Consider the following 20,579-nt stretch of genomic DNA (forward strand, 5'->3'; position numbering starts at 1 on the left):
TTGGTCAGGCGGCGCCGATGGTCATGCCCCCGCACACGTAGAGCACTTGGCCGGTGACGAAGCCGGCGCGGTCCGAGGCGAAGAAGGCGACCGCCTCGGCCACGTCCTCGGGGGTGCCGAGGCGGCCGACGGGCACCTTGTCGATGATGGCCCGGGTGCGCGGGGAGCCGGCCGGGTTCACCGCCTCGAACAGGCTGGTGCGGATCGGGCCGGGGCCGACCGCGTTGACGGTGATGCCGTGGGCGCCCAGTTCCAGCGCCCAGGTGCGGGTCATGCCGTGCAGGCCGGCCTTCGTCGCGGCGTAGGCGGTGCGCAGCTCCTTGCCCAGCGCGGCGCGGCTGGAGATGTTGACGATGCGGCCGCGCCCGGCCGCCTTCATCGCCGGCAGCACCGCCTGCGCGCACAGGATCGGCGCCTTGAGGTTGATCGCCGCCACCTGGTCCAGGCTGCCGGGCGTGGTGTCCTCCAGGCTCGCCGGCTGCACGATGCCGGCATTGTTGACGAGGCGCGTGACCGCGCGCCCGCCCGCCGCCTGCGCCAGCGCCCCGGCGGTGGCCGTGGCGTCGGACAGGTCCACCTGGAGGAACAGCTCCAGGTCGTCGTGCTCGGGCGGGACGATGTCCAGCACGATGACGCGGAAGCCGTCCTCGGAGAGGCGGCGGGAGATGGCGCCGCCGATGTTGCGGCTGCCCCCGGTCACCAGCGCGAAGTCGCCCACGGCTCAGGCCTCGTAGGGGATGGTCGTATCGACCAGATCCCAGATGAAGCGGCCGGCGGGGCGCTGCTGCTCCTCGGCGATGTGGGCCACCAGCCCGGCGGTGCGGCCGAGCACGGAGAAGCCGCGCATCAGCTCCACCGGAATGCCCATCTCGCCCAGCAGCGCCGAGACCGCGCCGGTGGCGTTGATGGTGATGTGCTTGCCGGCCTTTTCGTCCACCACCTGCGCCAGCAGGCGGAGCGCGGCCACATGGCGCCCGGCCAGGCCGTTCTCGGCGCCGATCTCCAACAGGCGGATGGCGCGCGGATCGTCCGGCCGGTGCAAATGGTGGCCGAAGCCGGGCAGGTGGGCGCGGCGGGCCTTGTGGTCGGCGACGATCTCCTCGGCCAGTGCCCGCTGCCCGGCCTCCGGCGCGGCGGCGATCTTGTCGAGCAGGCGGGCGTTGTTCTCCACCGTGCCGACGAACTGGCTGCCCACCGCCATCAGGCCGGCGGCGACCGCGCCCTGGAGGTTCTCCGGCGCGCTCATGTAGATGGAGCGGGTGGCGATGGCGCTGGGGGTGAGGCCGTGCTCCATCATGGTGATGAGGATGGCGTTCATCACCCGCCGCTCGCCGTCCGAGATTTCCCGGCCGAGGATGTGGGCCATGGCCTCGCTGACGAAATCCGGCGATGAGCCGGGTTTCAATATGTCCGCCACCAGATCCTTCTCGCGGTAGAAGATGGCGTCCGTGGTGTGGTGGCTGAGCGCCGTGGTGGGCGTCTTCATGCCGGATGTCTTGGGGGTGTTGGCGTTCATGAGCGGGCGTCCTCCTTGGCGGATGCGTGGGCGATATGGTCGTCCACCAGCACCTGCTTCTGCAGCTTTCCGTAGTTGTTGCGCGGCAGGCGCTCGTAGAATGCGACCGACTTGGGCGCCTTCACCGAGCCCAGCTTGTCCTTGACGAAGCGGATGATCTCGTCCGGGTCGGCCTGCGCGCCGTCGCGCAGCTCCACCGCCGCGTGCACCGACTCGCCCCATTTGTCGTCGGGCACGCCGAACACGGCGCAATCGGCCACCGCCGCGTGCTGGGCGATCACCGGCTCGACATCGATGGGATAGACGTTGAAGCCGCCGGTGATGATCAGGTCCTTGGCCCGGCCCTTGATGTAGAGGAAGCCGTCGGCGTCGAACTGGCCGAGGTCGCCGGTGTGCAGCCAGCCGTCGATCAGGGTCTCGGCGGTCTTGTCCGGCTGGCGCCAGTAGCCGCTCATCACCAGGTCGCCGCGGATGACGATCTCGCCATATTCGCCCTGCGGCAGCACTTGGCCCGCCTGATCCATGATGGCGACGCGGGTGAGGATGGTCTCGCGGCCGACCGAGGCGCGCAGCTCCGGCCGGGTCATCTCCTGGGCCGAGATCATGGTGGCGATCTGCGGCGCCTCGGTCTGGCCGTAGGTGGAGGCGATGCGCGGGCCGAACACCGACTGGGCCTCGGCGATGGCGTCCGGGCGCATGGGGGCGGAGCCGTAGACCAGGTTGCGCAGGTGGTCGTAATTGGCGGCGCGGGCGGCGGGCAGCTGCATCATCATGTAGATGACGGTGGGCGGCAGGAAGGTGGTGGCGATGCGCTCCTCGGCGAGGCAGCGCAGGGTGTCCTCCGGGCGCGGCTGGTCCAGCAGCACCAGCGTGCCGCCGGTGCCCAGCGTCGGCAGGATGTAGGTGGAGGTGCCGTGGGTGATGGGCGCGGCCGCCAGCATGCGGTCGCCTTCCTTGAGCCCCCAGGCCAGCACCTGGGTGGCGATGTTGGTGTTCCAGGCGCGGTAGGGCTGCATCACGCCCTTCGGCTTGCCGGTGGTCCCGCCGGTGAACTTGATGGCCTGGGTGTCGGAGAGCGGCAGCAGGTGCGGGCGGGGGGCCGCGCCCGCATGGGCGCGGGCGAGCGCGCCGGTGGTGCCGGCGCCGCCGTCAGGGTCGGCGACGAGGACCTGCGCCCCGGCGCCCTCCACGAGATGGCGGGAATGGGCATCCACGATCACCAGGCTCATCTGGGTGAAGTCGATGCCCTGGCCGATCTCGGCCGCCTTGTTCTTGGGATAGAGCGGCACCCAGACCTTGCCGGCGGCGATCACCGCCAGCCACGCCACCAGGTGCTCCACATGGTTGAAGCAGCAGATGCCGACGCGCGAGCCCGGTGCGGGATCGAGCGATTGCAGGCCGGCGGCGAGGGCGCAGGTGCGGGCCAGCAGCTCGCCATAGGTGCAGCGCTCGGCGCCGAACTCCACGGCGATGCGCTCCGGGGCGCGGGCGGCTTGGCGGTAGAACAGGTCGATAGGATACATCAGGCCACATCCAGGGTTTGAAAGCCGGCCGCGCGGACCGCTTGCGTCAGCACCCGCGCGATCTCCCGCCGCCGCTCGGGATACAGGCGCGAGATGGTGTTGGTGACCGAGACGGCGCAGACGACGGCGCCCTGCGCGAACACGGGAACGGCGACGGCGCCGATGTCGGGAATGATCACCGCGTCATTGAGCACGAAGCCGTCCCGCGCGAGGCTGGCGCAGGCGGCGCGGACGATGTCGGCGGTGAGGCGGCCGTATTTCAGGTAGCGCTCGCTCTCCTTGCGGATGATCGCCTCGCGCTCGGCCTCGCCGCGCACCGCCAGCAAGGCGAGGCTGGCGGCGCCGGCGCCGAGCGGACGGCGGGCGCCCACCTTCAGCGTGTTGACCAAGATGTCCGACTGGCCCTCCACCAGGTCGACGCACAGGGCCTCGCCGCGCGATTCCACCGACATGCAGACGATGCCGCTGACCTCCGCCTGCGCCCGCTCCAGGATCGGATGCAGCGTCTTGCGCAGCACCAGGAACTCCAGATCGTGGCCGGCGCGGGTGACGATCTCGTAGGGCATCAACCCCAGGCAATAGCGCTTGGTGTAAGGATCGAAATTGAGAAAGTCTTCCTCGACCAAAGATGTCAGAAGACGATGCGCGGTCGCCACATGAATATCCGCCCGCTTCGCGGCGGCGCTCAAGGTCATTCCGTTTTGTCCCCGCTCGGCGATAATCACCATGAGCGAGAGGGCCTTGGAGAGTGAGGATCTATTGCCGTCGGCGGACGGCTTTTCTGCCCTTGTCGGCAAAGGGCGCTCCCTGGTGCTTCATTATCGTTGCCGTCGAAAATAAAAAAGATGGCGCGACTGTCCATCGTTTTTTCCGCCCGCCGAAATTATGTTTCTCGCCTGACGAGAAGCCGCCCGCGCGGCGATACAAATCGCAACATGGCTGCATCACCCCCGCAAACCCCCTGTCGTTGAGTGAGCCCGGTCCCGCGCGGTCGCGCCCGCCGAGGCGCGCGCCGGGAGACAGAAAGGGTGTTCATCATGTGGAAGACGAGCGTTGCCGCCGCGATCCTGGCCGCCTGCGCGAGCACGGCCGGCGCCGGCGCGGCCGCCGCCGCCACCGGCGCCGTGGCGGTGAGCAATGTGAATCTCAGGGCCGGCCCGTCCACCGCCTATCCGGCGGTCACCGTGGTGCCGGCGGCGGCGCCCATCGTCACCTATGGCTGCGTCGCCGGATACAGCTGGTGCGACATCAGCTACGGCCCCTACCGGGGCTGGGTCGCCGCCGCCTACATCCAGGTGGTCTACCAGGGCGCACCGGTGGTGCTCAGCGCCCCGGTGGCGCCCCGGGTGGGCGTGGTGGTGGTGGGCTTCGACCGCACCTATTGGGACCGCTACTACACCGCCTATCCCTGGTACGGCCGCTGGGGCGCCTATCCGCCCTACGGCGCACCGCGCGCCACCGCGCACGGGGCAGCGGTGAGCTGCGGCGGCGGCACCTGCACCGGCGTGCGCGCCACCACCGGCTATTATGGCGGCTCGACCGCCCAGGTGCGCCAGTGCGGCGGCGGCGAGTGCTCCTCCACCCGGACCACGGTCGGCCCCAACGGCGGGGTCGCCACCCGCACCCGCAGCTTCGAGCGCTGAGGCGCCGCCTCTGACACGGAAACGCCCGGCGCTCCACAGGGAGCGCCGGGCGTCTTGGTTCGCGCGGTTCGGTGATGCGATGCTCAGTAGGTGCCGCAGCCGGGAGGCGGCGCGGCCATGGCCGACTGGCGGGCGGCGATCAGGTCGCCAAGGTGGCCCATCAGCCGCTCCTGCGGCAGCTCGGCCAGCTTGAGCTGTTCCGGGGTGAGGGCGGCGCGCAGCGCGGTCACCGCCTCCTTCAGCTTGCGGGCGCGGTCGGCCTTGGCAAGGATGGCGTCGGCGATAGCCTCGGGCACGGCGAAGGGCTTGCGCGGCTCCTTGGCCTGCTGCTCCTGCCACTGCGCCAGCCGCTCGCCGGTGGGCAGCAGGCCGATGACCGCCACCGTATAGGCCCGCCACGCGGGCAGCTGCGCCGGGGTGATGCCGATGGCGGTCTCCTGCGCCGCCAGCAGGGCGCCGACGATCAGCCGCGCCCGCGCCGGATCGAACGAACCGAGCGCGGAGGCGTCCATGGCCGGGCCCATGGCGCAGGCGTCGAGCGGGGCCGCGCCCTGCTGGGGCGGGGCGGCCGGGGTCTCGCCGCGGGCCGGAAGGGCGGCGGCGAGACCCGCCACGGCGGCGCAGACCAGGGAAGCGGCGACGAGGTTTTTCTTCATGATGTCGTCCTTGTTGAGATGGGACGACCGCACGCTAGCGGCGCGACTTTGCGCCGGTTGGTCAAAACATGACGGTTTGTATCAGCCCCGGCCCGGCGCCCGCCGGGGCGCCGGGCCGGCCGCCGGTCACCGGCCGGTCAGCAGGTCGTCGAGGCGGATGGGAAAGCGCCGGCACCGCCGGCCGGTGGCGTGCCAGACGGCGTTGGCCACCGCCCCGGCGGTGCCGGTGACGCCGATCTCGCCCACGCCCTTGATGCCCAGCGCGTTGACGTGGGGATCGTGCTCCTCGACGATCAGCGCCTCCAGCGCGGGCACGTCCGCATTCACCGGGATATGGTACTCGCCGAGGTTGGCGTTCAGGATGCGGCCGGAGCGGGGATCGGCCACGGCCTGCTCGTGGAGGGCGAAGGAGACGCCCCAGATCATGCCGCCGTAATACTGGCTGCGCACCAGGCGCGAATTGATCACCCGCCCGGCCGCGAACGCGCCGACGAGGCGGGTGGCGCGGATCTGGCCGAGATCGGGATCGACCTTCACCTCCGCGAACACCGCGCCATGGGCGTGCATGGCATAGGACGCCTGCGCATCCGGATCGGCGGCGCTGGTGCCGCGGGCGTCGATCTCGCCGAGGCCGGCGCGGGCGAGGATGTCGCCATAGCTCTCGCTGCGGCTCTCGTCGCCGCGGCGGAACAGCCGCCCGTCGCGCGCCACCACGCCGGCATTGCCGGCGCCGAACAGGGGCGAGCGCGCGTCCCCGGTGGCGAGATCCGCGAGCCTGGCGATGACGGCGGCGCCCGCATGGTGGATGGCCATGCCGGCGGTGGCGGTATGGGCCGAGCCGCCGGCGATGCCGGCGTCGGGCAGGTCCGAGGTGCCGGCGCGGAATTCGGTCCGCGCCATGTCGAGGCCCAAGGCGTCGGCGGCGATCTGGGCGAAGGCGGTCCAGGCGCCCTGGCCCATGTCGTGGGTGCCGCTTTCCATCACGCCGGTGCCGTCGCGCTTCAGCACCGCGCGCGCCTCGGCCTGGAACATCAGCGCCGGGAAGGTGGCGGTGCCCATGCCCCAGCCGACGAGGAGGCCGTCCTCATCGCGCATCTGCCGCGGCGCGAACGGGCGCCGCGACCAGCCGAAGCGCTCCGCCCCCTGCGCGTAGCATTCCCGCAGCGCCTTGGAGGAGAACGGCTTGCCGGAGATCGGCTCGACCTCGGCATAGTTCTTCAGGCGAAAGGCCAGCGGGTCCATGCCGCAGGCCCAGGCGGTCTCGTCGATGGCGCTTTCCAGCGCGATCGAGCCGGTGGCCTCGCCCGGCGCGCGCATGAACAGCGGCGTGCCGGTGTCGATCCGCACCGCCTCGTGCGAGGTGGCGATGGCCGGGCTGGCATAGAGCGTATGCGCGACGTCGGCGGCGGGCTCGAAGAAGTCGTCATAGGTGCTGGAGGTGGTCTTGGCGTGATGGCCGAGGGCGGTCAGCGTCCCATCCCGACCGACGCCGAGCCGCAGCCGCTGGCGCGTCGGCGCGCGATGGCCCACCGGCCCGTACATCTGCTCGCGGCGGAGTACCAGCTTCACGGGCCGGCCCACCATGCGGGCGGCCAGGATGCCGAGCGCCTGCGGGCCGGTGATGAAGCCCTTGGAGCCGAAGCCGCCGCCGAGGAAGGGGCTGCGGATATGGATATTGTCCGGGGCGATGCCGAACAGCCCGGCGATCCGCCCCTGGGCCATGGCGAGGGCCTGGCTCGGCGTGTCGATGGACAGGGCATCGCCGTCCCAGGCCGCGACGATGGCGTGCGGCTCCATGGCGTTGTGATACTGCGCTGGGGTCTCGTAGACCGCCTCGATGCGCGTCGCCGCCCCCGCGAGCCCGGCCTCCACGTCGCCGATGCGCACCTCGGCGGGGTTGCCGATGCCGACGGCGGCGGGGATGAAGGGCGTGTCGCCGTCGAGCCCGACGCGGGCGGGCAGGGTCTCATAGCGCGGCGCCAGCAGCGCCGCGCCCTCGGTGGCGGCTTCCAGCGTCTCGGCGATGACCACGGCGATGGGCTGGCCGGCGTAGCGCACCAGGTCGTTCTGCAACAGGTCGAGCCGGAACATGAAGGGGTGGAGCTTCGCGTCCGGGTCCTCCGCCAGCGGCGGCCGGTTGGCGGGCGTCATCACCGCGAGGACGCCGGGATGGGCCTTGGCGGCATCGAGGTCGAGGAAGGTGACGCGGCCCCGCGCGATGCTGCTGGTGGCCAGCACCGCATGGACCATGCCCTCGGGATGGTTGTCGGCGGCGTAGCGGGCGCCGCCGGTGACCTTGAGCGCGCCGTCGCGGCGGGTGAGCGGCTGGCCGATACTGGAGCCGTGCCGGGCGTGGGCGGGGGTGGTGGACAGGCGGATCTCAGGCGACATGGCGCGCTCCGGCAGCGGAGGAGAAGGGCGAGGCGGGCAAAGCGGGCAGGCGCTCCGGCGTGCCGGCGGCGGCCAGCGCCAGGGCGCGCGCGACCAGCCGGCGGGCAAGCTCGATCTTGAAGCCGTTGTCGCCGGAGGGGCGCGCGTCGGCCAATGCGGCCTGCGCGGCGCGCCGGAAGGCGTCGTCGTCCGGCCGGCGGCCGGCCAGCGCCTGTTCCGCCGCGCGGGATCGCCACGGCTTGGCGGCGACCCCGCCGAGGGCGAGCCTCGCCTCGGCGATGACACCGCCCTCCAGGCGCAGCGCGGCGGCGGCCGACACCAAAGCGAAGGCATAGGAGGTGCGTTCGCGCAGCTTCAGGTAGCGGGCGTTGGCGGCGAAACCGGCGGCTTCCGCCGGCAGGCGCACGGCGAGGATGAGGTCGCCGGGCGCCAGCGCGGTGTCCTGCGCCGGGGTGTCGCCCGGCAGGCGGTGCAGCGCCTCCAGCGGCATCTCGCGCCGGCCGTCGCGGCCTTCGATCTCCACCACGGCGTCGAGCGCCGCCAGCGGCACGCAGACGTCCGAGGGATGGGTGGCGATGCAGGCCTCGCTCCAGCCGAGCACCGCATGCAGGCGGTTCTCGCCGGCGCGGGCATCGCAGCCGCTGCCGGGCGCGCGCTTGTTGCAGGCGCTGGCCACGTCGTAGAAATAGCCGCACCGCGTGCGCTGCATCAGGTTGCCGCCCATGGTCGCGGCATTGCGCAATTGCGCCGAGGCGCCGGACAGCAGCGCCTCGGCCACCGCCGGATAGGTTTTCGCGAACAGGGCGTCGTGGGCAAGGTCGGCATTGCGCACCAGCGCGCCGATGCGCACGGCTCCGTCCGGCAGCGTCTCGATGCGGTCGAGCCCCGGCAGGCGGGAGATGTCCACGAGGCGCTCCGGCCGGGCGATGTCGCCCTTCATCAGGTCGAGAAGGTTGGTGCCGGCGGCGAGATAGGCGGCGCCGGGCGCCGTGGCGGCGGCGATGGCGTCGGCGACGCTGGCGGGGCGGACGTAGTCGAAAGTGTTCATGCGGCGTCCCTCCGGCCGGCATCGGCCAATGTCTTCTGCGCCTCCAGCACCGCCTCGGTGATGCCGGCATAGGCGCCGCAGCGGCAGAGATTGCCGCTCATGGCCTCGCGGACGCGCTCGGGATCGTCGCCCGCCTGGCCCTCGCGGATGAGGCCGACGGCGCTCATGATCTGGCCGGGGGTGCAGAAGCCGCACTGGAAGCCGTCATGGGCGATGAAGGCGGCCTGCACCGGGTGGAGTTCCTCGCCCTGGGCGAGGCCCTCGATGGTGAGGATGTCGGCGCCGTCGTGGCTGATGGCCAGCGCCAGGCAGGAATTGATCCGGCGACCATCAAGGAGGATGGTGCAGGCGCCGCACTGGCCGCGGTCGCAGCCCTTCTTGGTGCCGGTCAGGTCGAGGCGCTCGCGCAGCAGGTCGAGCAGGGTGACGCGCGGGTTGTCCAGCGCGACGTCGCGCCGTACACCATTGACGGTGAGGCTGATGGAGAGATCCATGCAAGGCTCCGATCGGTGGTCATGTCGAATGTCGTGAGACCGCACGCGGGGCGCGGCGCAGCCGGGCGGCGGGGGGCAGGCCGGCTGGACTGGCGCAACTGAGCTTGCGCAGGTGGGCTGGCGGCAGGTGGACTGGCGCAGGTGGACTGGTCGTGGACTTGGGACGGGCGGGCCCGCGACGGGCAGGCCCGCGGGGTGCGGGGAACGCCCGGCCGCGTCGGTCGGCCCATCGGCAACGGGCCTATCGGTGCGCCCGTTGGAATGATTATATGGAGGATCCCTCCGTTTTGCAAGCGGCGGGGTGAGAAGACGCGACCATGGCACGATCCGCAGGCGGGGAAGCCGCACCACAGCAAGCCGCGCCGGGGCAGAAGGCCCCGCGCAAGCCGCGCGCCGACGCCGCCCGCAATCGCGAGCGCGTGCTGGAAGCGGCCAAGGCGGTGTTCAGCGCCGGCGGGCCGGAGGCGAGCCTGGAGGCGGTGGCGCGCACGGCCGGCGTGGGCATCGGCACGCTGTACCGGCACTTTCCCACCCGCGAGGCGCTGTTCGAGGCGGTCTACCGGCGCGAGGTGGACCAGCTCGGCGACCTGGCGGAGCAGCTCAAGGACGATGCCGCGCCGGTGGAGGCGCTACGCCGCTGGCTCAGGGCCAATGTGGAACTGGTGGCCACCAAGAAGGGCATGATCGCCGCTTTGGCGCTCGCCACCACCGGCTCGTCGGACCTCTATGCCCACACGTTCGACCGCCTGACCAAAGCCATCGGCCTTCTGCTGGGGCGGGCGGTGGCGGCGGGGGAGATCCGCGCCGACGTGAGCGCGGAGGACATCCTGCGCACGCTGGTGGGCATGTGCTACCTGCACGAGCAGCCCGGCTGGCAGGCCTCCGTGGTGCGGCTGGTGGACATCTTCGTCGACGGCCTCTGCCGGCCCGCGCTCACACGCTGAGGCATTCCGCGCCGAACGCGCCCGCCCCGGACGGGGCGGGCCTGCGGGGCGATCAGAACGAACTGGTGCCGGTGGTGGCGACGGGGCGCGGCGGCACGATCGGCTGGGCCGGGGTGTTGACCGGGGTGGGACGCGGCATCGACATGCCCGGCTGGGTCGGGCGCGGCTTCTTGCGCGGCGGCGGGGGCGTCACGGTCGCCGCGGCCACCTTGGGCGCCGCCGGCTTGTCCATGGCGATCAGCTCGGACACGGTGACGAACTTGTAGCCCTTGGCGATCAAATTATCGAGCACGCGCGGCATGGCCGCCACCGTGGTGGCGTGGATGTCGTGCGCCAGCACGATGGCGCCGGGGCGCACCTGCTTCATGATCTGGTCGTTGATGTTCTGGGCGTCGCGGACCTTCCAGTCCAGCGGGTCCACCGACCAGAAGATCAGGTTCATCCCGTACTTCTGCTCGATATGGCGCTGGAGGGCCGGGGTCATGGAGCCGTAGGGCGGGCGCAGATTGGTCGGCTTGACGCCGGTGGTCGCCTGGATGGCGGCGGAGGTGTCCTCGATCTGCTTGTCCGCGGCGGCCTCGGAGATTTTGGTCAGCTGCGGGTGGTTCCAGGAATGGTTGCCGATCTCGTGGCCGGCGGCGGCGACGCTGCGCACCACGTCCGGATTGGCCGCCGCATTGGAACCGAGCATGAAGAAGGTCGCCTTGATGTGGCGGGCCTCCAGCATCTTCAGCAGCTTCGGCGTGGTCTCTGGATTGGGGCCGTCGTCGAAGGTCAGGGCGATATAGGGGCCGTCCACATTGGCCGAGCGATAGGCGGCGGGGCCGCGCGGCGGGGTGCTCGCGGGCGGCGTCATCGCCGTGTCCTGGGTCAGGCTCGGGAAGGCGGGGGCGGCGAAGGCCGGCGCGGCGACGGGCGCGGGCGTCGCCACCGCCACCGGCGGCGGGGTGTCGGTGACGCGCACCACCGGGGTCTGGGCAGCGCTGGTCGTGGCCACCGGCGCCGGCCAGAGCGGCAGCATCTGACTGAAGGCGAAGCCAAGGCCGAGCGCGGCCGTCGTGGCGAACGCAGACACTGCCAAAATTGCTTTCACGGCGCGGGCCCTGGACCTGTTGGAGAACACTGGAAGCCCAGTTTCGCTCTCCGCGTGTGGATAAAGTGTGAAGCTTGCCCTTTATGGATACCCTAAAATGAGGCAGCCGGCCACCACGGGCTTGCGGATCGGCCCGGCGGGCCCTGCGGCGACCGGCGTCCGGGCCCGGTCCGGGCGTCCGGCGATGGCCGGCGAAACGCCGGCGGCGGGCCGCGCCGGGGGCCACCCAAGGGTTGTGCCGCCTGGATCCGCGCCGCCGGGCGCCGCCATGTCATCCGCCGTTGTCCGGGGCGGCGGGCGGGCCGCGCCGGGGTGCCGGCCGGCCGCGCCATGCGGTGAGTGCATACCAGCCACGCCGGCCTCAGGAGGAGACGGCCCCGTCTCCCGCCATCGGGAAAGCCTGCGCCACGTGCGGGACATGGCGGGCAGGGCGGTGCCGGGGTCGGCGCCGCGTCGGTATCGGGATGGTGGATGCCGTATTGTCCAGTTGACGCTTGGTCATGCGACAAAGTAGCTTGCCATGGCCCCCGTTGTTTGGGATTAGCTCAATTCCATTGAACACGGTTCGGCGAGGCGGCCATGGCAGGTCATAAAACTGATCCAATGATCAGCAGGCGCGCACTTCTGGCTTCCACCGCTGCCGCGGCGCTCGTCGGTTCCACCCAGGCCAAGGCCCGCTTCCTCTCCGGCGAAGTGCCGTGGGCGCCCGGCGCCGCGACCCCGCCCGAGCCCGCCTTGCCCGGCGGCTGGATCTATTTCACCCCGGACGAGGCCCGCGCCGTCGAGGCCATCGTCGAGCGCCTGATCCCGGCGGACGAGCTCAGCCCGAGCGGCAAGGACGCCGGCTGCGCGGTGTTCATCGACCGCCAGCTCGCCGGCCCCTACGGCGGCGCCGAGCGGCTCTACATGAAGCCGCCCTTCGTCGCCGGCACCGCGCCGGAATTCGGCCCGCAGAGCCCGCTGTCGCCGGCCCAGCAATACCGCGTCGCGCTGAAGTCGCTCGACGCCTACTGCCGCTCCAACTTTGGCGGCAAGGGCTTCGCCGAGCTGGCGCCGGAGGAGCGCGACAAGGTGCTCGCGGCGATGGAGAAGGGCGAGCCCAAGTTCGACGGCTTCGGCTCGCGCCCGTTCTTCAACCTCGTGCTCCAGAATACGATGGAAGGCTTCTTCGCCGACCCGATCTACGGCGGCAATCGCGACATGGTGGGCTGGAAGCTGATCGGCTTCCCCGGCGCGCGCTACGACTATCGCGACTTCATCGACCACGTGACCGAGCCCTACACCCTGCCGCCCGTTAGCCTGCAGGGCCGCGCCGGCTGGAATCCCGGCCGCTGACGCGCGGCCGCCCTCACCTTTTTCTGTTCCCCAAGCCCGTTCAGCTATCCGGCGCGGACTGCCGATAAGGACCAAGAACGATGGCGCGAAAGCTCCCCAAGAAAGATGTGGTCATCATTGGCCTCGGCTGGACCGGCTCGCTGCTGGCCCATGAGCTGACCGATGCGGGCCTGGACGTGGTCGCCATCGAGCGCGGCCCCTGGCGCGACACCTCGACCGACTTCTCCCCGACGCAGGACCCGGACGAGCTGCGCTACGGCATCCGCCTCGACCTGTTCCTGCGCCCGGCGCAGGAGACCTTCACGCTGCGCCACAACACCGGGCAGAACGCGCTCCCCATCCGCTGGCCGGGCGCCTTCATCGTCGGCAACGGCGTCGGCGGCGCGGGCGTGCACTGGAACGGCCACACCTGGCGCTTCCTGGAGAGCGACTTCACCCTGAAGACCCGCCTGACCGAGCGCTACGGCGCGGCCGCCATGCCGGCGGACATGCAGGTGGAGGACTGGGGCGTCACCTATTCGGACCTCGAGCCGTTCTACGACAAGTTCGAATACATCTCCGGCACGTCCGGCCGGGCGGGCAACATCAAGGGGCAGATCCAGCCCGGCGGCAATCCGTTCGAGGGGCCGCGCTCGCGCGGCTATCCGCTGCCGCCGCTGAAGGACACCGCCCCCACCGCGCTGTTCGCCAAGACCGCGAACGAGATGGGCTACCACGCCTTCCCGCGCCCGGCGGGCAATGCGTCCGAAGCCTATGTGAACCCGCTGGGCATCGCCATGGGGCCGTGCACCTATTGCGGCTTCTGCGAGCGCTTCGGCTGCGGCAACTATTCCAAGGCCAGCCCCCAGGCCAACGTGCTGCCGGTGCTGATGCGCAAGAGCAATTTCAGCGTGCGCACCGAGAGCGAGGTGCTGCACATCAACAAGGACGCCAGCGGCAAGCGCGCCACCGGCGTCACCTTCGTCGATACGTCGGGCGAGGAGTGGGAGCAGCCGGCGGACATCGTGCTGGTGTGCGCCTACGGCCTGCACAACGTGCGCATGATGCTGCTGTCGGGCATCGGCACGCCCTATGATCCGCAGAGCGGCGAGGGCACGGTGGGGCGCAACTACGCCTACCAGTCCGCCGGCGCGGCGGGCCTGCTGTTCGAGGGCAAGCGCTTCAACCCGTTCGTCGGCACCGGCTCGCTCGGCCAGTGCATCGACGATTTCAACGGCGACAATTTCGACCATGCGGGGCTGGGCTTCTTCGGCGGCGCCAGCATCACCACCTCGAACTATCACGGCCGCCCCATCGCCTCCTCGGCCAACCGGGCGCCCGGCACGCCGGCCTGGGGCGCGGCCTGGAAGAAGCAGGTGTCGTCCACCTATCAGAACGCCTCGGCCGTGGCCGGGCAGGGCAGCGTCTATTCCTACCGGGACAAGTATCTGGACCTCGACCCGGTCTACAAGGACCGCTACGGCCGCCCGCTGCTGCGCATGACGTTCGACTGGCACGACAACGAAAAGAAGATGACGCGCTACATCGCCCAGAAGTGCGCCGAGATCGGCAAGGCGATGGGCGCCAAGCACGTCACGCCGCGCTCCATCCCCGAGCATTTCAACGTGGTGCCCTATCAGAGCACGCACAACACCGGCGGCGCGATCATGGGCGACAATCCCAAGCGCAGCGCGGTGAACCGCTATCTGCAGAGCTGGGACGTGCACAACGTGTTCGTGGTGGGCGCCTCCGCCTTCCCGCAGAACGCCGGCTACAACCCCACCGGCACGGTCGGCGCACTGGCGCTCTGGGCGGCGGAAGCCATCCGCACCCAGTATCTGAAGAACCCCGGACCTCTGGTTCAGGCATAGGGCCCAACCCATGAAACGCGCGCTCAGCCTCGCCGCCTCGGTCCTCGGCCTTGCCCTGGCGGGCGGGTCCACCGCCGCCCTCGCGGACGGCCAGGACTATGTGACCATCACCCGCGGCCAGTATCTCGCCACGGCGGGCGACTGCGTCTCCTGCCATACAGCGCCGGGCGGCAAGCCGTTCGCCGGCGGGCGCGGGATCATGACGCCGTTCGGCGTCATCTACACGCCCAACATCACCCCGGACCGCGAGACCGGGCTCGGCGCCTGGAGCAATGACGACTTCGTCGCGGCCATGCAGCACGGCGTCGGCAAGGACGGCGAGCTGCTTTATCCGGCGCTGCCCTATCCCTATTACACCAAGGTCACGCGCACCGACCTCGTGGCCATCAAGGCCTATCTCGACACGCTCGATCCGGTGCGGAACGAGGCGCCGCCGAACGGCCTGCCGTTCCCGCTCAACATCCGCACCGCGCTGATGGGCTGGAACATGCTGTTCTTCACCCCGGGCGAGTTCCAGCCGGTGGCCGGCAAGTCGGACGAGTGGAACCGCGGCGCCTATCTGGTGGAGGGCCTCGGCCACTGCGGCGCCTGCCACACGCCGAAGAACGCGCTGGGCGGCGACAAGGGCGACAAGGTGCTCGCCGGCGGCGTGCTGGACGAATGGACCGCCCCCAACCTCGGCGGCGACCTGCGCACCGGGCTCGGTGCCTGGAGCACCGAGGACATCGTCCAGTATCTGAAGACCGGCCGCAACGCCAAGTCGGCGGCCTCCGGCCCGATGGCCGAGGTGGTCTATTATTCCACCCAGCACATGACCGACGCCGACCTGAAGGCGATGGCCACCTATCTGAAGGACCGCGCCGGAGCGCCGGCCCCGGTCGCGCCCCAGCCGGTGGCCGCGACCGATCCGGTGATGCAGGCGGGCCTTGCCATCTACCAGGACAATTGCTCGGCCTGCCACGTCTCCAGCGGCGAGGGCATCGCCCGCCTGTTCCCGGCGCTGAAGGGCAGCGCCGTGGTCCAGGCCGACGAGCCGGAGACCCTGGTGCGCGTGGTGGTGCAGGGCACCCGCGCCGCTGCCACCCGCGCGGCGCCCACCGGCCCGGGCATGCCGGCGTTCGACTGGAAGCTCAGCGACGCCCAGGTGGCCTCGCTGCTCACCTATATCCGCAACGCCTGGGGCAATGCCGCCGCGCCGGTCTCCGCCGACACCGTGAAGAAGATCCACGGCCGGCTGACCGACACCGCCGCGACCCCCTGATCGACGCCAGGCCCGCCCTCTCGGGGCGGGCCTGCGCCCCTCGCGCTAAAGCCAGAAGCGCCAGGCATAGACCGCCGACATGGCGGTGCCGAAGGCGATCACCAGCGTGCGCACCACCGTCGCCGGCAGGACCGAGACCAGCCGGCCGCCGGCCAGCCCGCCGCCGATTGCACCCGTCAGCATCACCAGGGTCTGCGGCCAGCTCACCGCCTGCTGCACGGCGAAGATGGCGATGGCCACGGCGCTGACCGCGCTTGCCAGCAGGTTCTTCAGGGCATTGACCGCCCGCACGTCCTCGCGCCCGGTGATGGCCAGGACGGCGAGCAGCATGACGCCGAGCCCGGCGCCGAAATATCCGCCATAGACCGATGTCGCGGCGACCAGCGTGGCGCGCCCGGCGGCGCTGTCCGCCATGGCGGGAGGCAGCAGGGCCTGAATGCGCCGGCCGCAGGCGAAGGCCAGGGTGGCGAAGCCGACCAGCCCTGGCACCAGCAGGGTGAACAGATGCTCCGGCGTGACCAGCAGCAGCGCGGCTCCAGTGCCGCTGCCGCCGAGCGCGGCCGCAAGCGCGGCCCACAGGCGCCGGTCGTTTCGCGGCAGCCGGCGGCGGTCGGCGAAGGCGGCGACGAGATGGCCCGGCGTGACCGCCACCGCATTCGAGGCATTGGCCGGAATGGGCGGCAGGCCGGCGAGGATCATTGCCGGGAAGGTGATGAGCGTCGCCCCGCCGGCGACGGCATTGACGAGCCCCCCTGCGATACCCGCACCGAACAGCAGGGCATAAGTTCCGGCATCCATGCGATCTCTCCTCGCCGCCACGGATAGGAGCGCGTGCCGCCGCCGTCTGGAACGGAAGTGACGGCCTCGCCTATTCCGGCCGGCCCATGGCCGCGCGATAGGTGCCGGGGGTGATGCCGAACGCCGCCTTGAAGCGCCGGCTCAGATGGCTCTGGTCGGCGAAGCCGGCGTCCATGGCGCAGGGGGGCGGCGGTGTGCCGCGCGCCAGTTCGGCGCGGGCGGCGTTGAGCTGGTGGGCAAGGCGATAGGCGTGAGGCGTCATGCCCACGAGGCGGGTGAAGCGGCGGATCAGCCCTTCCCGCGTCAGCCCGGCGCGCGGCGCCAGGGCGGCGATCGGGGCGCGGCTCCCCAGCACCAGCGCCGTGAGGGCGCCGGCCGCGGTGTCCGGCCCGGCGCCCGCCGGCCCGATCATCTCCGCCACCCAGTCCGCCAGCATCCGCGGGCACGGTGTGCTGTCCAGCCAGCGGGGCGTCGCGACCACCACGGGGCGGCCGGCGGGCGGGGCATCGGGGAGGGCGAGGTAGAGATTGCGGCTGACGGCGGGCCCGGCCAGCCCGAGGGGCTGGTGCGGGGCGCCGGGCGGGATGAGCAGGATCTCGCCGGCGTGCGCGGCGACGGGGCCGTGGCGGGTGAGGAAGCGCCGCGTCCCGGCCAGTACCACGGTGACTTGCGCCTCGCGGTGGAAATGCGCGGCGAGCCCCGCCGGCGGGGCGCCCTGCCAGACGGCCTGCTCCAGGCCGCCGCGCCCGGCGGTGCGGCCATAGGTCCAGAACGATGGCGCGGCGGACGGCATGGACGGCGGCTCCCGAGGCGGGCCGGAGCGCGCGGCGCCCCGTCCGGGGATGATAGGGCGGGCGCGGCGTCCTGTCCCGCGCCGCCGGGCCGGCGCCGTTGAGCGGCGGCTCGGCAGGCGAGGGGGCGGCCCTGCCTGCCCCCCGACCGGGAGGTTAGTCCTTGGTGGTCTTCACGTAATGCGCCACCTGGGCGTGGGTGGCGAACCACACGTCGCCCTTGGCCTTGGCGTGGCGGATCACCTCTTCCAGGATCCAGATGCGCGAGCGCGGCGTGATGATGTGCGGGTGCATGGTGAGCTGGAACAGCCCGCCCGCTTCATAGGCGGCGTCGAACTCGCGCAGGAAGATGTCCAGCACGTCCTTCGGCGGCGTGTAGGGACGCAGCGACTGGAAGCGGTGCATCATGAAATACACCGCGTCGTCGCGGATCCATTCCACCGGCACTTCCACGATGCCGGTGGATCTGCCCTCCAGCAGCAGGTCGTAGCAATCCTCGTCGGCCATCAGCGACGAATCGTACAGCAGGCCGAGCTCCTCCTCGATGCGCAGCGTGTTGGGGCTGAAGTCCCAGGACGGGGTGCGCAGGCCCACCGGGCGGATGCCAGTGATCTGCTCCAGCGTGTCGGCGGAGCGGAACATCAGGTCGCGCTCCACCTCGTAGGGCAGCACGGAATTCAGCTCGTGGATCCAGCCGTGGATGCCGATCTCGTGGCCTTCCGCGATCACCCGCTTCTGCTCGTCGGGATAGAGCAGGGCGACCACGGCGGGCACGTAGAAGGTGGCCTTGATGTCGTTGCGCGCCAGCAGCTCCAGCACGCGCGGCACGCCGACGCGGTTGCCGTACTGGCCCCACGCCATGCGGCCGATGGACTTGCCGCCTTCGCGCAATTCGTTGGTGTCGTGGTCGGCGTCGAACGACAGCGCCACGGCGCAGCGCGCGCCGCCGGGCCAGCTCCTGGGCGCCAGCGTCTCGCCCGCGCGCACCTGGTTCACGAGGCCGCGCCAGTGGGCTTCCTCCCACTGCCAGGGCTCCAGCGGAGCGTCTGCGGAATTCTTGGTCATGACCGCGATCCTTCCTGCGATATCAACTATTTGCCGCCGTCCACGGACAGCACCTGCCCGGTGACGAAGCTGGCGAGGTCGGAGGCGAAGAACAGCACCGCCTTGGCGATCTCGTCGGCTGTGCCCAGCCGCTTCAGCGCGATGCCCTCCACCAATTGGCGCTGCCGCTCCGGGCCGTAGGCCGCCCACTGCCGCTCGGTGGCCGGATTGGTGCGCACGAAGCCGGGCGCCACGCTGTTGACCCGGATGCCGTGCGGGCCAAGCTCATGGGCGAGCTGCCGCGTCAGTCCCAGCATGGCGTGCTTGGCGGCGCAATAGGCCTGCACGCCGGTGAGCGAGGCCTGGAGCGCGGCGCCGGAGGTGACGGTGACGATGGCGCCGCCGCCGGCGCGCTTCATGGCCGGGGCGGCGGCGCGGCACAGCGTGAAGGCGGCGTTGAGATTGATGTCCACCACGCGGTCCCAGTCGGCGTCGGAGACCTCCTCCAGCGGCTTGCTGGCCTGCCCGGCGACGCCGCCGGCATTGCAGACGAGGATGTCCACGGCGCCGCCGGCCCTGGCTTCCACGGCGGCGATCCAGGCCGCGCCCGCCGCCCGGTCCAAGAGGTCCACCCTGGCGATCTCGATGCCGGGCGGCAGGTCGGCCGGCGGATCGAGGATGTCGCAGCCGAACACCCGCGCGCCGGCGGCGGCGAATTGCGTGGCGATGGTCCTGCCGAAGCCGATGGCGGCGCCGCTGATGGCCACCGTCCGGCCCTGGAAATCGAGCGTCATGTGCCAGTCTCCCGCTGGTGACGGGCCCCCGCCGGAGGGCGGGGGCCGCATTGCCTCAATGCAGATCGTCGTGCGCGGTCTCCGGCAGCGCGGCGATGACCAGGGCCGAAACCACGCCGGCGGCGATGAGGTAATAGGTCGGCGCCACCGGCGAGCCGGTGGCGTTGATCAGCCAGGTGGCGATGAACGGCGCGAAGCCGCCGAACACCGTGACCGCCAGGCTGTAGCCGGTGGACATCCAGGTGGAGCGCGAGTGGGTCGGGAACATCTCGGCGATGGCGGCGGGGCCGGGGCCGGAGAACATGGCGATCATCAGCGCGAACAGGATCTGGATGCCCATCACCGTCACCAGCGTCGCGCCCGAGGCCATGGCCGCGAACAGCGGGTAGGTGAGCAGCACGAAGGCGAGGCAGCAGGCGAGCAGCATCGGCTTGCGGCCGATCCGGTCGGAGATCAGGCCCATCAGCGGGATCAGCGCCGCCAGCACCACGAGGCCGAGCGTGTTGGACCACAGCGATTCGGTGCGGCTGAGGCCGGCATACTTCTGGGTGAAGGTCGGCATGTAATAGAGGATGACGTAGTAGGACACGGTCCACAGGATGGTGAAGCCGAACGCCCGGGTGGCGAGGATCCAGCCGGGAGCGTGAACCTTCGGCGGCGCCTTGGCCTGCGCGGCCGCAGCCTGGGCGGCCTGCGCCTCGCGATAGGCCGGGGTCTCGTCGATGCTGGAGCGCATGTAGAGGCCCACCGGCAGCAGGATGATGCCGAGGATGAAGGGGATGCGCCAGCCCCAGGCGTCCATCTGGTCGGGGCTCAGCAGGGTGCTGAACAGCGCCGCCGTGCCCGAGCCGAGCAGCAGGCCGCCGGCGACGCTCGCCTGCTGCCAGCTGCCGAAATAGCCGCGCTTTCCCTTGGGCGCCCATTCGACGATGAAGGCGGTGGCGCCGCCCCATTCGCCGCCGGCGGCGAAGCCCTGGAGCAGGCGGCAGGCCACCAGCAGGATGGGAGCGAGCAGGCCGATGGTGGCGTAGGAGGGGATGAGGCCGATGCCCACCGTGCCGATGGCCATGGTGAAGATGGTGAGCAGCAGCGCCGCCTTGCGGCCGCGGGTGTCGCCCATGCGGCCGATGATGATGCCGCCGAGCGGGCGGGCGGCGAAGCCGATGCCGAAGGTGGCGAAGGTGGCGAGCAGGCTGCTCACCTCGTCGCCGGGCGGGAAGAACTTGTGCGCGATGATGGTGGCGACATAGCCGTAGATGGCGAAATCGTACCATTCCAGCACGTTGCCGATGACCGCCGCCATGACCGCGCGGCGGCTCTCGCCCGCCGGAACGGCCGCCCCGCCGCGCTGGGTGGGATCGGTGCCCACATAAGTGCCTGACATCTGGAACCCCTCTG

General features: G+C 71.2%; 19 protein-coding genes. 5 read left to right on the forward strand and 14 right to left on the reverse strand.

Annotation, left to right across the window (positions count from 1 at the left end):
- Nucleotides 1-4: 4 nt before the first annotated feature.
- From YU1_RS0107415 to YU1_RS0107430, 4 genes are read right to left on the reverse strand one after another with little or no spacing between them, the layout of a single operon-like run.
- Nucleotides 5-718, reverse strand: coding sequence for an SDR family NAD(P)-dependent oxidoreductase (locus tag YU1_RS0107415; RefSeq protein WP_029003534.1), 714 nt, complete (start codon nucleotides 716-718; stop codon nucleotides 5-7).
- 3 nt (nucleotides 719-721) lie between these two features.
- Nucleotides 722-1,516, reverse strand: coding sequence for a citryl-CoA lyase (locus tag YU1_RS0107420; RefSeq protein ID WP_198018858.1), 795 nt, complete (start codon nucleotides 1,514-1,516; stop codon nucleotides 722-724).
- Complete coding sequence (locus YU1_RS0107425; RefSeq protein ID WP_029003536.1) at nucleotides 1,513-3,039, reverse strand: class I adenylate-forming enzyme family protein; 1,527 nt, start codon at nucleotides 3,037-3,039, stop codon at nucleotides 1,513-1,515. The genes YU1_RS0107420 and YU1_RS0107425 overlap by 4 nt, the downstream gene beginning before the upstream one ends.
- Nucleotides 3,039-3,836: an IclR family transcriptional regulator gene (locus tag YU1_RS0107430; RefSeq protein WP_156921997.1), complete on the reverse strand. Its 798-nt coding sequence runs from the start codon at nucleotides 3,834-3,836 to the stop codon at nucleotides 3,039-3,041. Before YU1_RS0107430 ends, YU1_RS0107425 begins: the two co-directional genes overlap by 1 nt.
- 240 nt (nucleotides 3,837-4,076) lie before the next feature.
- On the opposite strand from YU1_RS0107430, the gene YU1_RS28400 reads away from it, so the two are divergent.
- Nucleotides 4,077-4,682: an SH3 domain-containing protein gene (locus tag YU1_RS28400; RefSeq protein WP_084539740.1), complete on the forward strand. Its 606-nt coding sequence runs from the start codon at nucleotides 4,077-4,079 to the stop codon at nucleotides 4,680-4,682.
- Nucleotides 4,683-4,765: 83 nt separating this feature from the next.
- Here the strand turns inward: YU1_RS28400 and YU1_RS31840 are convergent, their stop codons facing one another.
- The 4 genes from YU1_RS31840 to YU1_RS0107455 all read right to left on the reverse strand — a co-directional run bounded on the left by YU1_RS31840 (nucleotide 4,766) and on the right by YU1_RS0107455 (nucleotide 9,271).
- Nucleotides 4,766-5,338, reverse strand: a complete 573-nt coding sequence (locus YU1_RS31840; RefSeq protein ID WP_051356599.1) for a hypothetical protein — start codon at nucleotides 5,336-5,338, stop codon at nucleotides 4,766-4,768.
- Between the two features lie 126 nt (nucleotides 5,339-5,464).
- Nucleotides 5,465-7,729, reverse strand: a complete 2,265-nt coding sequence (locus YU1_RS0107445) for a xanthine dehydrogenase family protein molybdopterin-binding subunit (protein ID WP_029003538.1) — start codon at nucleotides 7,727-7,729, stop codon at nucleotides 5,465-5,467.
- The gene (locus tag YU1_RS0107450) at nucleotides 7,719-8,777 is read right to left on the reverse strand and encodes an FAD binding domain-containing protein (RefSeq protein ID WP_029003539.1); all 1,059 of its coding nucleotides are present in this window, start codon (nucleotides 8,775-8,777) and stop codon (nucleotides 7,719-7,721) included. Before YU1_RS0107450 ends, YU1_RS0107445 begins: the two co-directional genes overlap by 11 nt.
- Complete coding sequence (locus YU1_RS0107455) at nucleotides 8,774-9,271, reverse strand: (2Fe-2S)-binding protein (protein WP_029003540.1); 498 nt, start codon at nucleotides 9,269-9,271, stop codon at nucleotides 8,774-8,776. Before YU1_RS0107455 ends, YU1_RS0107450 begins: the two co-directional genes overlap by 4 nt.
- A gap of 317 nt (nucleotides 9,272-9,588) precedes the next feature.
- Here YU1_RS0107455 and YU1_RS28410 point away from each other — a divergent pair, with 317 nt between their 5' ends.
- Nucleotides 9,589-10,215 carry a TetR/AcrR family transcriptional regulator gene (locus tag YU1_RS28410; protein ID WP_084539730.1) on the forward strand — a complete coding sequence of 209 codons (627 nt, stop codon included), beginning with the start codon at nucleotides 9,589-9,591 and terminating at the stop codon, nucleotides 10,213-10,215.
- Nucleotides 10,216-10,267: 52 nt separating this feature from the next.
- Here the strand turns inward: YU1_RS28410 and YU1_RS31845 are convergent, their stop codons facing one another.
- Nucleotides 10,268-11,290, reverse strand: coding sequence for a polysaccharide deacetylase family protein (locus YU1_RS31845; RefSeq protein WP_051356600.1), 1,023 nt, complete (start codon nucleotides 11,288-11,290; stop codon nucleotides 10,268-10,270).
- Between the two features lie 621 nt (nucleotides 11,291-11,911).
- Here YU1_RS31845 and YU1_RS0107470 point away from each other — a divergent pair.
- From YU1_RS0107470 to YU1_RS28420, 3 genes are all read left to right on the forward strand, one after another.
- Nucleotides 11,912-12,643, forward strand: a complete 732-nt coding sequence (locus tag YU1_RS0107470) for a gluconate 2-dehydrogenase subunit 3 family protein (protein WP_035714374.1) — start codon at nucleotides 11,912-11,914, stop codon at nucleotides 12,641-12,643.
- Nucleotides 12,644-12,723: 80 nt separating this feature from the next.
- Complete coding sequence (locus YU1_RS0107475) at nucleotides 12,724-14,493, forward strand: GMC family oxidoreductase (RefSeq protein ID WP_029003542.1); 1,770 nt, start codon at nucleotides 12,724-12,726, stop codon at nucleotides 14,491-14,493.
- Between the two features lie 10 nt (nucleotides 14,494-14,503).
- Nucleotides 14,504-15,754: a c-type cytochrome gene (locus tag YU1_RS28420; RefSeq protein WP_035714377.1), complete on the forward strand. Its 1,251-nt coding sequence runs from the start codon at nucleotides 14,504-14,506 to the stop codon at nucleotides 15,752-15,754.
- Nucleotides 15,755-15,799: 45 nt separating this feature from the next.
- On the opposite strand, the gene YU1_RS0107485 is transcribed toward YU1_RS28420, so the two are convergent.
- From YU1_RS0107485 to YU1_RS28430, 5 genes are all read right to left on the reverse strand, one after another.
- Complete coding sequence (locus YU1_RS0107485) at nucleotides 15,800-16,552, reverse strand: sulfite exporter TauE/SafE family protein (protein ID WP_029003543.1); 753 nt, start codon at nucleotides 16,550-16,552, stop codon at nucleotides 15,800-15,802.
- 70 nt (nucleotides 16,553-16,622) lie between these two features.
- Nucleotides 16,623-17,345, reverse strand: a complete 723-nt coding sequence (locus tag YU1_RS31850; RefSeq protein ID WP_029003544.1) for an AraC family transcriptional regulator — start codon at nucleotides 17,343-17,345, stop codon at nucleotides 16,623-16,625.
- 154 nt (nucleotides 17,346-17,499) lie between these two features.
- The gene (locus YU1_RS0107495) at nucleotides 17,500-18,408 is read right to left on the reverse strand and encodes a polysaccharide deacetylase family protein (protein ID WP_029003545.1); all 909 of its coding nucleotides are present in this window, start codon (nucleotides 18,406-18,408) and stop codon (nucleotides 17,500-17,502) included.
- Between the two features lie 26 nt (nucleotides 18,409-18,434).
- Nucleotides 18,435-19,181: an SDR family NAD(P)-dependent oxidoreductase gene (locus YU1_RS0107500; RefSeq protein WP_029003546.1), complete on the reverse strand. Its 747-nt coding sequence runs from the start codon at nucleotides 19,179-19,181 to the stop codon at nucleotides 18,435-18,437.
- Nucleotides 19,182-19,236: 55 nt separating this feature from the next.
- Entirely contained in the window at nucleotides 19,237-20,565 is a 1,329-nt protein-coding gene (locus YU1_RS28430) for an MFS transporter (protein WP_051356628.1), read from the reverse strand.
- Between the last annotated feature and the right edge of the window lie 14 nt (nucleotides 20,566-20,579).

Origin of the sequence: Azorhizobium doebereinerae UFLA1-100, from assembly GCF_000473085.1 — a bacterium.
Taxonomy (GTDB): domain Bacteria; phylum Pseudomonadota; class Alphaproteobacteria; order Rhizobiales; family Xanthobacteraceae; genus Azorhizobium; species Azorhizobium doebereinerae.

Coding starts and splice junctions, on each gene's coding strand:
- YU1_RS0107445 (WP_029003538.1), bottom strand. CDS start 7,729: ATGTCGCCTGAGATCCGCCTGTCCACCACCCCCGCCCACGCCCGGCAC.
- YU1_RS31840 (WP_051356599.1), bottom strand. CDS start 5,338: ATGAAGAAAAACCTCGTCGCCGCTTCCCTGGTCTGCGCCGCCGTGGCG.
- YU1_RS28420 (WP_035714377.1), top strand. CDS start 14,504: ATGAAACGCGCGCTCAGCCTCGCCGCCTCGGTCCTCGGCCTTGCCCTG.
- YU1_RS28400 (WP_084539740.1), top strand. CDS start 4,077: ATGTGGAAGACGAGCGTTGCCGCCGCGATCCTGGCCGCCTGCGCGAGC.
- YU1_RS0107495 (WP_029003545.1), bottom strand. CDS start 18,408: ATGACCAAGAATTCCGCAGACGCTCCGCTGGAGCCCTGGCAGTGGGAG.
- YU1_RS0107425 (WP_029003536.1), bottom strand. CDS start 3,039: ATGTATCCTATCGACCTGTTCTACCGCCAAGCCGCCCGCGCCCCGGAG.
- YU1_RS0107455 (WP_029003540.1), bottom strand. CDS start 9,271: ATGGATCTCTCCATCAGCCTCACCGTCAATGGTGTACGGCGCGACGTC.
- YU1_RS0107475 (WP_029003542.1), top strand. CDS start 12,724: ATGGCGCGAAAGCTCCCCAAGAAAGATGTGGTCATCATTGGCCTCGGC.
- YU1_RS0107450 (WP_029003539.1), bottom strand. CDS start 8,777: ATGAACACTTTCGACTACGTCCGCCCCGCCAGCGTCGCCGACGCCATC.
- YU1_RS0107500 (WP_029003546.1), bottom strand. CDS start 19,181: ATGACGCTCGATTTCCAGGGCCGGACGGTGGCCATCAGCGGCGCCGCC.
- YU1_RS0107470 (WP_035714374.1), top strand. CDS start 11,912: ATGATCAGCAGGCGCGCACTTCTGGCTTCCACCGCTGCCGCGGCGCTC.
- YU1_RS28430 (WP_051356628.1), bottom strand. CDS start 20,565: ATGTCAGGCACTTATGTGGGCACCGATCCCACCCAGCGCGGCGGGGCG.
- YU1_RS0107420 (WP_198018858.1), bottom strand. CDS start 1,516: ATGAACGCCAACACCCCCAAGACATCCGGCATGAAGACGCCCACCACG.
- YU1_RS28410 (WP_084539730.1), top strand. CDS start 9,589: ATGGCACGATCCGCAGGCGGGGAAGCCGCACCACAGCAAGCCGCGCCG.
- YU1_RS0107485 (WP_029003543.1), bottom strand. CDS start 16,552: ATGGATGCCGGAACTTATGCCCTGCTGTTCGGTGCGGGTATCGCAGGG.
- YU1_RS31850 (WP_029003544.1), bottom strand. CDS start 17,345: ATGCCGTCCGCCGCGCCATCGTTCTGGACCTATGGCCGCACCGCCGGG.